Raw genomic sequence first — 12,139 nt, 5'->3', positions numbered from 1 at the left:
TCCGGGTCTGTGCGTGGGCTTGCCCCCTCATGGCGGGCGCGTATAGGTAGGGACAAGCCGGCCACGGCCGAGCTAAAAGATCACCCAGCTACAGGGACACCGCCATGCGCATTTGCAAGGACCTCGCCGAGGCCATCGGAAACACCCCTCTGATCCGCCTGCAACGGGCAAGCGAGGAAACCGGCTGTGAGATTCTGGGCAAATGCGAGTTCATGAATCCCGGCCAATCGGTCAAGGACCGTGCGGCGCTGTATATCATCAAGGATGCGGTCGCTTCGGGCCAGTTGCGTCCGGGCGGCACCATTGTCGAGGGCACAGCCGGCAATACTGGCATCGGTCTGGCGCTGGTCGGGGCCTCGATGGGGTTCAAATCGGTGATCGTCATTCCTGAAACCCAAAGTCAGGAAAAAAAGGACATGTTGCGGCTGGCGGGCGCAACACTGGTCGAGGTTCCGGCCGCGCCTTACAAGAACCCCAACAACTACGTGCGCTATTCCGGGCGGTTGGCCGAGGCTTTGGCCCAGACCGAACCCAATGGTGCCATCTGGGCCAACCAGTTCGACAATGTCGCAAATCGTGCAGCGCATTTCGAGACGACCGGCCCCGAGATCTGGGAACAGGCAGGCGGCAAGGTCGACGGGTTCACCTGCGCCGTTGGCTCTGGCGGGACGTTGGCGGGTGTGGGGCAGTTCCTGCAGCCCAAGCGCGTCAAGATCGGTCTGGCCGATCCCGAAGGCGCTGCCTTGCACAGTTTCTATACGACTGGCGAATTCGCCAGCCCGGGCGATTCGATCACCGAGGGGATCGGGCAGGGACGCATCACCGCCAATCTGGAAGGGTTCACGCCCGATTTCAGCTGGCGCATCGCGGATGCAGAGGCGCTGCCGATCATTTTTGATCTGGTCAAGGAAGAGGGGCTGGTCATGGGCGGCTCGACCGGGATCAACATCGCCGGTGCGATCCGCATGGCGCGCGAGATGGGGCCGGGCAAGACCATCGTCACAGTGCTGTGCGATTACGGAAACCGCTATCAGACCAAGCTTTTCAACCCCGACTTCCTGCGCGCCAAGGGCCTGCCGGTCCCTGATTGGCTGGTTGCCGAAACGCCCAAACTGCCCGAAGTCTTCGAAGGCTGACATCACATGAAACAGGTTCTTCTTTCCGTCATTCTGGCGGTGTTGCTGGCTGTTGCCGGGCCGGTCCTGGCGCAGGATGATCAGGCGCTGGACTATCAGCAATGGGAAACGCTCGCATCGAATGCCGAGGGGCTGACCGATGCAACCGATGCAACAGAAGAACAACTGATCGAGGCCCGCCAATCCGTCGCGGATTGGCGTGACGAGTTTCAATCGGCGCAGGGGTCGAATTCGGGGCGCATTGCCACTGTCAGGGATCAGATTTCGGCGCTTGGTGCCGCGCCCGCCGAGGGTGAGACCGAGGACGAGGCCATCGCCGACAGGCGAGCCGAACTGAACCAGCAGCTTGCTGCCTTGCAGGCGCCGGTGCTGGCCGCGGACGAGGCACTCAGCCGTGCAAATTCCATCATCGAGGGCCTTAACGAACGCCTGACCGACCTTGAGGCCGAACAGGTCGCCAAGCTGTTTCCGTCGCCGTTGCTGCCGGCGAACCTGCGCGCAGCGGCAACCGAAGGGTCTGAATTGCTGCGCGCGATCGGCAGTGCCACGCTAAGCCTGACCCAGCAAAGCGGCGGGCTGTCCGAGTTGGGCGGCCGGTTGCCAAAGGTTCTGGGATATATCGCTTTGGCGGTCCTGCTTCTGACCTTTGGGCGTCGCTGGATCGAGCGGCTGCCTTCGGTCCTTTCGGCGCGTGCCTCCAGCTATTCACGCGCGGTGGTGGCGTTTTTCGTCTCGCTTGGACAGATCATCATTCCGATGCTGGGGATCTTTCTTGGCATCACCGGGCTGTTGGCGACGGAATGGTTCGGGCAGTGGACGCAGCCCATTCTTTTCGCGCTGCCGGGCGCGGGGGTGATCCTGTTCATCGGGCGTTGGATTTCGCGGCAGTTGTTCCCGCGCCAGGTGATTGCCTATGCGACGCTGGACATTCCTGACAAGCGCCGCGCGGTCGCGCGCAACAGCACCAATATTCTGGCGATGATCTTTGCCGTGCAGCATGTGCTGGCCAATGCGGTGCTGCCGGCCTCGGTCATCTATCCCGAAAACGAACGCGCACCGCGACTGCCTTTCGACATGTCCGATGGCGCTGCCACGGTGATCCATTTCGTGCTGATCCTGCTGGCGGCGATCTTTCTGTTCCGGCTTGGCAATGTCCTGCGCGGGATCATGCGTTGGTCCAGCGAAGACGACACGCGGGTGCGCAACCGCGTGATGGCGATCGCGGGTATGCTGTCGCGGGTCGTCGCGGTTGGCACCGTGATTGTCGGTGCGATCAGTTTCATCAACGTCGCCAACGGCTTCATGTGGTCGTGGCTGCTGACGCTGGCGCTGCTGGGTTTCCTGATCCTGGCGCAGGATCTCATCGCCGATATCTTCAACATGCTGAAGCGCGGCGAAGAGGGCGCGCGCGAAGGGCTGTGGCCGCTGATCATCGGGGCGATCCTGGTTGTCATGTCGGTGCCGCTGTTCATGGCAATCTGGGGGGCGTCGAGGGCTGAGCTGGCCGAGATGTGGCGCCGGATGATGGCGGGCGCGACCTTTGGTGGCATCACTATCTCGCCCGGCGGTGTGATCAGCCTGATCCTGGTCTTTGGCATCGGCTACGCAATCACCCGCGCGCTGCAACGCACATTGCGCAATTCGGTGTTGCCCAAGACCAAGATCGAGGCGGGCGGGCAGAATGCGCTTGTCGCCGGGCTGGGCTATCTGGGGATATTCATCGCCGCTGTGGTTGCCATCTCATCGGCCGGGATCAACCTGTCCTCGCTGGCGATTGTTGCCAGCGCCCTGTCGGTGGGTATCGGTTTTGGCCTGCAGAACATCGTGTCGAATTTCGTCGCGGGCATTATCCTGCTGATCGAGCGTCCGATCAGTGTCGGTGACTGGGTCGACGCGGGCGGTCAGCAGGGCATCGTCAAGCGTATCTCGGTCCGCTCGACCGCGGTCGAGACCTTCGACAAGACCGAAGTGATCGTCCCCAACAGCGACCTGGTCAGCCAGCCGGTGACCAACTGGACCAGGTCCAGCCGCAATGGTCGGGTCATCATTCCGGTGGGCGTCGCTTATGGCACCGATACGCAAAAGGTCGATGCGATCTTGCGTGAAATCATCGAGGATCAGCCCACGGTGATGATCGATCCGGCCCCCGTCGTTCTGTTCAGGGGCTTGGGTGCCGACAGCATGGATTTCGAGATCCGCGCGATTCTGTCGGATGTGGCCGGCGGCATCAATGTGACCTCGGATGTGCTGCACGAGGTCGTGCGCCGCTTTGCACAAGAGAAGATCGAGATACCCTATGCACAGCGCGATGTCTGGCTGCGCAATCCCGAGGTCTTGGCACAGGCCTCAGCCGGAAAGAGGGACAAAGCAGAGCGCGACGATGGTCCGAAAACCGCGCAGGCCGACGATCCGAAGGCCCCAAGCACCGCCGACAAGAGCGATCCAAGCCTGACCTTCGACGGCGATTTTGACGGTGATGGCGGCGGAGACGGCGACTACTGAGCAGGCGCCTTGAGATCGGGTGCCGCTAGATGCACCCGCTCTTGCGGCATGTTTGCGATCATGGCGGCCGGGGTTAACAACCGCCTGGTGGAAGATGTCGTTGGTCAGCCTGAAGTTTGACATTTAGCGACGCGCTCGAAACCGCGGAAAGCGCCCAAGCGCGTGTTGCGGGGTGGCGCGGGTTTGTTGCCCGGCCCGTCCGCTTCTGCGCGCTGCTTACATGACCGACTTGCGGGCGACCGGCTTCAGTTCTTCCGGGGGGGTCGGTTCAACGGGCTGAACCTGCGGGCCGGTGCTGCCGCCATTGACGATTTCCTCATCGCTCATGCCGTCCTCTGGCAGGCCTTCGCGTGACAGCATTACCGCAACCGGTCTGAGCCAGGGGATATGGGCGCAGACGATCATCAGCGCCACCATGATCGGTACCGCCAGAAACATGCCCGGCACGCCCCATACCGCACCCCAGAAGGCCAACGACAGGATGATGCCAAAGCTGGACAGCCGCAGCGTCTGGCCCAGCAGCATCGGATCCAGAACATTGCCGATCAGGAATTGTGTCAGCGTGCAAGCCAGCCCGACCATGACGGCCACGCTGATATCGGCGCTAAGCACGTAGGACAGGACAAAGGCGATCAGTGTGGCGATGATCGAGCCGACCGAGGGAATGAAGTTCAGCACGAAGGTCATCATCGCGATGGGGCCCGAAAGCTCCAGGCCCGCGACGGTGAAAACCCCCCAGACAATCACTGCCGTGGCCGCGCTGACAGCGGTCTTGACGACCAGATAGCGGTTAACCCGGTGCATGATCGAGGCAATGATGCTGCGCACCTGTAGCGCCTGCACCGGATCACCCGTCAGACGCTCAACCTTGAGCGGGAACCAGACACGCTCGGCGAACATGAAGCCGACGAACAGGATCACCAGCACCGATCCCGACAGCAGGCCAGAGGCGCCGCCGGCGGCCGATCTGATCCAGCCGACGAAATCGGTGTTGTTGATCGCGGTCTGGACCGCTTGAGAGACGTTGGGGCCAAGCCGTTCGGTCAGCGACGGCAAGACCGCCTGTGCCTGCTCGGCATAGGTGATCGCGGTAAAGACGACCTGATTGACCTGTGAGACGATGGTTGTCGACAGCCATAGCAGCCCCAGGGCAATCCCCAGCAGGGCAAGTGTCGTGGCCAGCCAGCTGGGCACCTTTTGGCGCGAGATGGCGCCGATGGCGTCCGATGTCAGCGAAAAGATGATGATTGCAATGGCCAGCGCGATCAGGATGAAGCGCGCCTGAACCAGCACGAAGAGCAGCAGTGAAAACGCGATGAGGCCCAGAAACCCGGTCTGCAACCGTTCGCGCAGTACTGACTCGTTCGATCCGTTCACCTTTGTTTCCCATTCCTCGCTGGCGGGTTCGCCCGCCAGCACCACATTCCCATCGGAAACCGGTTTTCTCAATGCGTCAAGCCATTGGGGCGCCCGCGATTGCAGGCGCCATGCTGTCAGCCCTGATTATCCTCATCCGTGCCCGTTTCGCCGTCGATCGGTGTCTGGTTTTCATCGTCGCTGCCGACGGGCTGTTCCTGTTCAGCGATCCGGGCGACGGAAACGACCTCTTCGCCATTGGTGGTGTTGAATACCCTCACACCGCCCGCGCTGCGCGAACGGAAGCTGATGCCATCCACCGGCACCCGGATCGACTGCCCGGTCGAGGTCGCCAGCATGATCTGGTCATCCATCTCGACGGGGAAGCTGGCAATCAACGTGCCACCGCGCATGGCCTTGTCCATGGCCATGACACCCTGGCCGCCGCGTCCGCGAACCGGATAATCGTGGCTGGAACTGATCTTGCCCGCACCCTTGGCGCTGATGGTCAGGATCAGATCCTCGGCCGCCGACATTTCGGCATAGCGTTCCTGCGTGATGCTGCCCTCTTCGACCGCTTCCTCGTCGTCATCGGCCTCGGCCCCGTCATCCAGTGCACCAGCAACGGCGCGGCGCATTTTCAGATAGGCGACACGTTCGGCGGGATCGGCCTCGAAATGGCGGATGATCGACATGCTGACGACCTCTTGGCCCTCGGGCAGGCGGATGCCGCGAACACCGGTGGAATCGCGGCCCTTGAAGACGCGCACGGCGGTCGTCGGAAAGCGGATCGCGCGGCCACCGCCGGTGACCAGCATCACGTCATCCTCCTCGGTCGCCATCCGCGCGCCGATCAACTCGACCCCTTCGGGCAGCTTCATCGCGATCTTGCCGTTCGAGCGCACATTGGCGAAATCCGACAGCGCGTTGCGGCGCACATCGCCCTGCGAGGTGGCAAAGATCACCTGATAGCCGTCCCATTCAGCCTCGGGCGCATCGACCGGCATCAGCGCAGCGATGGAAACCCCCAGATCGATCGGCAGGATATTCACGATGGCCTTGCCCTTGGCCGTGCGTCCGCCAAGCGGCAGCCGCCACGTCTTCATCCGGTAGACCATGCCATCGGTGGTGAAGAACAGCAGCTCGGTATGGGTATTGGCGACGAATAGCGTGGTGACGACGTCGTCTTCCTTGGTCGCCATCCCCGACAGGCCCTTGCCACCGCGACGCTGGCTGCGGAAATCGGCCAGCGGCGTGCGTTTGATATAGCCGCCCGAGGTGATGGTGACGACCATATCCTCGCGTTCGATCAGGTCCTCGTCGTCCATATCGCCGGACCAATCGACGATCTCGGTGCGGCGCGGCACGGCGAACAACTCGCGCACTTCGCGCAACTCGTCGCTGATGATCGCCATGATCCGTTCGCGCGACGCCAGGATCGCCAGATAGTCGCGGATCGCATCGGCAAGCTGCTGCAACTCGTCGGTGACTTCCTGCACGCCGATCTGGGTCAGCCTTTGCAGGCGCAGATCCAGAATGGCGCGGGCCTGCGTTTCGGACAGGTAATAGGTGCCGTCATCATTGACCGGGTGCAGCGGATCGTCGATCAGCTTGAGGTATTCGATGATCTCATGGGCGGGCCAGCGGCGCTCCATCAGTCGTTCGCGCGCCTCGGCGGCATCGGCGCTGCTGCGGATGGTGGCGACGACCTCATCGACATTGCTGACGGCGACCGCCAGACCGCACAGGATATGGCTGCGTTCGCGTGCCTTGCGCAGTTCATAGGCCGTGCGTCGTGCGACAACTTCTTCGCGGAAGGTCAGGAAATTGGTCAGAAAATCGCGCAGCGCCAATTGTTCGGGCCGGCCGCCGTTCAGCGCCAGCATATTGCAGCCAAAACTGGTCTGCATCTGGGTAAAGCGGAACAGCTGGTTCAGCACCACTTCGGGCGTGGCGTCGCGTTTCAGCTCGATCACCACACGGATGCCCGAGCGGTCGGATTCGTCCTGAACGTTGGCGATGCCCTCGACGCGCTTTTCCTTGGCCAGTTCCGCGATGCGTTCCTGCAAGGTCGCCTTGTTAACCTGATAGGGGATCTCGTCGATGACGATGCCGTAACGATCCTTGCGCAATTCCTCGATACGGGTGCGGGCGCGGATGATGACGCTGCCACGCCCTTCCAGATAGGCTTTGCGTGCGCCAGAGCGGCCAAGGATGATGCCACCGGTCGGGAAATCGGGGGCGGGAATGATCTCGATCAGACGTTCGGTCGGCAGGTCGGGGTTTTCGATCAGTTCCAGCGTGGCATCGATCACCTCGCCCAGATTGTGCGGGGGAATGTTGGTGGCCATGCCTACAGCAATACCGCCCGCGCCATTGACCAGCATGTTCGGGAAACGCGCAGGCAGAACCGTGGGCTCGCGGTCCTTGCCGTCATAGTTGTCCTGAAAATCGACCGTATCCTTGTCGATATCCATCAGCAGGTAATTCGCCGCCTTGGCCATGCGCACTTCGGTATAGCGCATTGCGGCGGGCGGATCGCCGTCCATCGAGCCAAAGTTCCCCTGACCGTCCAGCAAGGGCAGCGACATCGAGAAACTTTGCGCCATCCGCACCAGCGCGTCATAGATCGCGGAATCGCCGTGCGGGTGATATTTACCCATCACGTCGCCGACCGGACGTGCCGATTTCCGATAGGGTTTGTCAAAGGTGTTGCCGGATTCGTCCATCGCATAAAGGATGCGGCGGTGCACCGGTTTCAGCCCGTCGCGCAGATCGGGGATCGCGCGGCTGACGATGACCGACATGGCATAGTCCAGATAAGACGTCTTCATCTCATCCGAAATGTCGATGACCGGCCCGTCATGGGCCATCACGACACGCTCGGGACGCCCGTTCTCTTCGCCGTTATCGCCGGATTCCTGTGCGTCGTCGTCGCGGTTCTCTGCCACTGTTATGCCTCAACATTTATTGCTGATTGATATAACGACTGCATCATCTGGATGCAATTGCGCAGACCCCGCGACGCGGCGAAAAGGCAGAAGATACCGCGCCTTGGGCGAAATTCGGCGGCTTTTGCCCCGATCAGGCGGCGGCTTCGCCGGTCCGGCGCAGCGACAGGCCCCATATCACCACCAAAACCGCTGAACAGAGCATGTTCCAGCCCGCCATCGACAGGCCAACCAGACGCCAGCTGACCTCGTCGCAGCGCACGACCGGGGCGGCCTGCAGTTGTGCCATCAGATCTTCGGTCGACATGCTGGTCAGTCCCGAGACGCCGCCCGAACAATGCGCCGGTCCCGGCCACCAACCGTATTCGACGCCCAGATGGTACAGCGCCAGCCCCATCGCAGTGGCCGCAGCCGCCATGCCCAGTACCGCCAGCCAGCGCCGAAAGCCTGTAAACCAGATAGCCAGCCCGATCAGCGCCGCGATCAGGTGAGGCCAGCGTTGCAGGATGCACAATTCGCATGGCGCATAGCCGATGGATTGAAAGAACAGAGCAGCGGCCAGCAAGGCAGCAGAGCCCAGCCCCGCCAACGTGGCGATCTGGCCATCGGTCAGGTTGCGCATCACAGATACCTCAGCGCAACAAAGCCGCCGATCAGGCAGATCATGAAGAGGGTAAAGACCAGACCCAGCCTGCGCTCGATAAAGTCGCGGATCGGCTCGCCAAAGCGCCACAGCAGTCCAGCCACGATGAAAAAGCGCAGCGCGCGGGCGATGATCGAACTGGCGATAAAGATTGGCAGCGACAGGCTGACCGCGCCGGAAAAGATGGTGATGACCTTGAACGGAAACGGCGTCACGCCGGCAAACAGCACCGCCCATGCGCCATATTCATCGAACCGTGCCGCCAGATGATCAAAGCTGTCCTGCTTGCCATAGGCCGTCAGCACCCATTGGCCCAGGCTGTCCATCAGCGTGGCCCCGATCCAATAGCCCAGCAACGCACCCAGAACTGAACCGATGGTGGCAACCGCCGCGATCATGAAGGCACGGTCGCGGCGTGCCAGCACCATCGGGATCATCAGCACGTCGGGCGGGATCGGAAAGACGCTGCTTTCCACGAAGCTGACGCCGAACAGCGCCCAGAGGGAATGCCGGTGCGAGGCCAGCCCCATCGTCCAGTCGTATAGTCGGCGCAGCATCCGGCCCCTCGATCTTCTTTTCCTGAGGCAATTGACCTGCACCGCTGCCCGCGTCAACCCGTGCCGCAGCGCCTCGCGCCGGATTGATCGGCGGATGGGCCGTGGGTAAAGCCTTGGCAAGGCCGGTACTCGCGGTGAAACTGACGTCAGGTATCGGGCGGAACCACAAGGGCAGGCCCGGTGTTTGATCACGATGCCGCCTTTGTTGCGGTGCAAAGGCAAAAGCAGAAACAGCTCAGAAAGGACCGCATGCATGGAATGGCGGGGTCGGCGCGGTAGTCGAAATGTAGAGGATCGGCGGCGCATGGGCGCTGGCGGAGCAGGCAGCATCGGCATCGTCGGCATGCTGGCGGTATTGGCTTTTGGTTACTTTTTCGGCGTCGATATATCGCCGTTGGTGGGCCAGATGGACAGTGGTTCCACCCAGACAGGCGAACTCAGCGAGGCAGACCAGCAATATGGTGAGTTCAGCTCTGTCGTGCTGGCCGATACCGAAGAGGTCTGGGGCCAGATCCTGCCCGAGCAGGCAGGCCGCGACTATACAGTGCCGACGCTGGTGCTGTTTCGTGGTGCCGTGCAGTCGGCTTGCGGCGGTGCCTCTGCGGCGATGGGACCGTTTTATTGCCCCGGCGACCAGCGCCTGTACCTCGACACGCAGTTTTTCGACGTGATGTCGCAGCGCATGAACGCGGGCGGCGACTTTGCTGCGGCTTATGTGATCGCGCATGAGGTTGGCCATCACGTGCAGAATCAGTTGGGCATTCTGGGCGAGGTCACCAAGATGCGCCAACGCGCCAGCGAAGCGGATTCGAACGCTTTGTCAGTGCTGACCGAATTGCAGGCGGATTGCTTTGCCGGCATCTGGGCGCGCGAAGCCAGCGAACAGTTCGGCAGCGTGCAAGAGGGCGATCTGGAAGAGGCCCAGAATGCAGCCCGCGCCGTGGGTGACGATGTGATCCAGTCAAGCGCCGGCCGTACGCCGATGCCCGACAGCTTTACCCATGGCAGTGCCGAGCAGCGTCAGGAATGGCTGATGCGCGGCTTTCGTACGGGCCAGCTTGACCAGTGCAACAGCTTTGGCGAGGCAGGGCTGTAAAGCCCGCCTCAGCGCGGAATGCGCGGGCGACGCCCCTGATCCAGCGTCGCCCATTCGGGCCAAAATCCAAAATATTCCAGCCCCAGCAGCGCCAGGCCAAGGGCAACAATGGTGAAAACCAGTATCACCATTCGCCGGCTTGGCGGGTTTCGCGCCCAACGCGATGCACGGATCAGCCAGATCAGGTTGTTCATTGGCTGTCCTTTTTGCTAAGCCGTCCTCGATATAGACATTCACGTCGCAAAGTCACGAGACCGCCTTGCCCAAATCCAATGACAGCCGCGTTCTGCCCTACACCGCCCGGCAGATGTACGATCTGGTCGCCGATGTAGAGCGCTATCCCGAATTCCTGCCCTGGAACAGCGCTGCGCGGATCCGCTCGCGGCGGATGCAGGAGGATGGATCAGAGCTGGTCGAGGCTGATCTGGTCATCAGCTTCAAGGTGTTTCGCGAACGCTTTGGCAGCCGGGTGATCCTTGGACCGACGCAGCAGGGCAGCCCGTTGCAGATCGACACCGAATATCTGGAGGGGCCGTTCAAATATATGCGCAGCGGCTGGACCTTTACCGATCTGGACGAGGGTGGCTCACGGATCGATTTCTGGGTCGATTTCGAATTCAAGAACGCCATCCTGCAAAAGGTGATCGGTGTCTTCTTTGGTGAGGCGATGGCCCGGATCGTGCGCGCATTCGAACAGCGCGCGCGACAACTCTATGCGACGGGCTGAATTCGGGTTAACCTGAACCCATGCTACGTCGCCGTACCCTGCAAGCCGGTCTTGCCGCCATCTCTGCGCTGCTGTTGCCGCGCCGTCGTGGTGCATCCGCCGCGCAGGGGCCTGCGCCAGATTTCACCTTTCCCTCAATCGATGGCGGCGTGCTGAACACCGCCGATTGGCGCGGCAAACCGGTGCTGGTGGTGAATACCGCGTCGCTATGTGGGTTTACGCCGCAGCTGGAGGGGCTGCAGGCGCTGCACGAAGAGTTCGGGCCCAAAGGGCTGGTGGTTCTTGCGACGCCTTCCGATGATTTCGCCCAAGAACTGGACGATGCCGAGAAGGTCAAGGAATTCTGCACCCTTCAATATGGCATCACCCTGCCGATGAGCGACATCATCCATGTCACACGGGGCGACCTGCACCCGTTCTATGCCTGGCTGCGCAAGGATCACGGCTACGCACCGGCCTGGAATTTCTACAAGGTATTGCTGGGTCCGGACGGGCAGGTGGTCCAAACCTGGCCTGCCACGGTAAAACCCCAATCCGACACGATCCGGCAGGCGTTCACGCCCTATCTGTCGGCGTGACCACGCGCGGTGGCGTGCAACGCGCAATCCGGGGCCAGGTGGTGGCGCAGTTTCGCCTCGGTTGCCTCGGATAGCGGTGTTTCCACGGTGGGCGAAGCATTCAGCCGGTCCAGCCGCAGATCACGGCCAAGCGCATCGGCCAGCATGGCGGTAAGATCCGGAATATTCTCGTAACGATAGATCAGATCTGCGCCGATCGTGCCGTCCTTGCCGGTCAGAAAATCGGTTTGCGTGCCGATCCGCGCATAGGGCGCGCGGTCGTCGGGCTTCATCACCTCGGCGGCGAAATCTTCAAAGCTCAGGCCGCGAGTGCTGTTGGTCCGCCCGACCAGGTCATCGCGGTGGCGATATCGATACCAGCTGCGCAAACGGTCGACCGGATCACGCACCACGGCGACGATGCGGAAAGGACGGTCCTTGTCTTCGAACAGAGGGGCCAGACGGTTCTGCCAGCCGCGCAGGTTCATATGCTTGAGATGCGGCGGGTTGCGCAGCACCATATCGGCATCTTCTGCCAGCGCGGCCTCGAGGGCAGTGGTGCCGGTCTTGGGGACCGACAGCAGCACCAGCCGAGGGCGCGTCAGCACCAGCAT

Annotated in this window: 11 protein-coding genes; 5 read left to right on the top strand and 6 right to left on the bottom strand. The window is 61.9% G+C overall.

Features of this window, described 5'->3' with window-relative positions; genetic code table 11:
- Positions 1 to 104 precede the first annotated feature (104 nt).
- Together CUV01_RS17935 and CUV01_RS17930 are read left to right on the top strand one after the other, a co-directional pair.
- On the top strand, positions 105 to 1,136 hold the full coding sequence (locus CUV01_RS17935) for a cysteine synthase A (protein WP_101461665.1): 1,032 nt from the start codon (positions 105 to 107) through the stop codon (positions 1,134 to 1,136).
- Positions 1,137 to 1,142: 6 nt separating this feature from the next.
- Positions 1,143 to 3,638 carry a mechanosensitive ion channel domain-containing protein gene (locus CUV01_RS17930; RefSeq protein ID WP_101461664.1) on the top strand — a complete coding sequence of 832 codons (2,496 nt, stop codon included), beginning with the start codon at positions 1,143 to 1,145 and terminating at the stop codon, positions 3,636 to 3,638.
- A 216-nt stretch (positions 3,639 to 3,854) separates the two neighbouring features.
- On the opposite strand, the gene CUV01_RS17925 is transcribed toward CUV01_RS17930, so the two are convergent.
- The 4 genes from CUV01_RS17925 to CUV01_RS17910 all read right to left on the bottom strand — a co-directional run bounded on the left by CUV01_RS17925 (position 3,855) and on the right by CUV01_RS17910 (position 9,145).
- A complete protein-coding gene (locus CUV01_RS17925; protein WP_101462213.1) occupies positions 3,855 to 4,979 on the bottom strand; it encodes an AI-2E family transporter in 1,125 nt (374 codons plus the stop codon).
- Positions 4,980 to 5,131: 152 nt separating this feature from the next.
- Complete coding sequence (gyrA, locus tag CUV01_RS17920) at positions 5,132 to 7,867, bottom strand: DNA gyrase subunit A (protein ID WP_101462212.1); 2,736 nt, start codon at positions 7,865 to 7,867, stop codon at positions 5,132 to 5,134.
- A gap of 211 nt (positions 7,868 to 8,078) precedes the next feature.
- Positions 8,079 to 8,567 carry a disulfide bond formation protein B gene (locus CUV01_RS17915; protein WP_101461663.1) on the bottom strand — a complete coding sequence of 163 codons (489 nt, stop codon included), beginning with the start codon at positions 8,565 to 8,567 and terminating at the stop codon, positions 8,079 to 8,081.
- Complete coding sequence (locus CUV01_RS17910) at positions 8,567 to 9,145, bottom strand: YqaA family protein (RefSeq protein WP_101461662.1); 579 nt, start codon at positions 9,143 to 9,145, stop codon at positions 8,567 to 8,569. Before CUV01_RS17910 ends, CUV01_RS17915 begins: the two co-directional genes overlap by 1 nt.
- Before the next feature lie 253 nt (positions 9,146 to 9,398).
- Between CUV01_RS17910 and ypfJ the strand changes: the two genes are divergently transcribed.
- Positions 9,399 to 10,241: a KPN_02809 family neutral zinc metallopeptidase gene (gene ypfJ, locus CUV01_RS17905; protein WP_101461661.1), complete on the top strand. Its 843-nt coding sequence runs from the start codon at positions 9,399 to 9,401 to the stop codon at positions 10,239 to 10,241.
- Positions 10,242 to 10,249: 8 nt separating this feature from the next.
- Here ypfJ and CUV01_RS17900 read toward each other — a convergent pair whose 3' ends face one another.
- A complete protein-coding gene (locus CUV01_RS17900; RefSeq protein ID WP_101461660.1) occupies positions 10,250 to 10,435 on the bottom strand; it encodes a hypothetical protein in 186 nt (61 codons plus the stop codon).
- A gap of 65 nt (positions 10,436 to 10,500) precedes the next feature.
- On the opposite strand from CUV01_RS17900, the gene CUV01_RS17895 reads away from it, so the two are divergent.
- A complete protein-coding gene (locus tag CUV01_RS17895) occupies positions 10,501 to 10,968 on the top strand; it encodes a type II toxin-antitoxin system RatA family toxin (protein WP_101461659.1) in 468 nt (155 codons plus the stop codon).
- A gap of 20 nt (positions 10,969 to 10,988) precedes the next feature.
- Positions 10,989 to 11,546, top strand: a complete 558-nt coding sequence (locus tag CUV01_RS17890; RefSeq protein WP_101461658.1) for a glutathione peroxidase — start codon at positions 10,989 to 10,991, stop codon at positions 11,544 to 11,546.
- Here the strand turns inward: CUV01_RS17890 and CUV01_RS17885 are convergent.
- The gene (locus CUV01_RS17885; RefSeq protein WP_101461657.1) at positions 11,531 to 12,139 is read right to left on the bottom strand and encodes a sulfotransferase family 2 domain-containing protein; all 609 of its coding nucleotides are present in this window, start codon (positions 12,137 to 12,139) and stop codon (positions 11,531 to 11,533) included. The genes CUV01_RS17890 and CUV01_RS17885 overlap by 16 nt on opposite strands.

The sequence above is a fragment of the Paracoccus tegillarcae genome (genome assembly GCF_002847305.1).
GTDB lineage: Bacteria > Pseudomonadota > Alphaproteobacteria > Rhodobacterales > Rhodobacteraceae > Paracoccus > Paracoccus tegillarcae.
The sequence above is the reverse complement of the archived record's forward strand: the minus strand, read 5'-3'. Positions and strand labels throughout refer to the sequence as shown.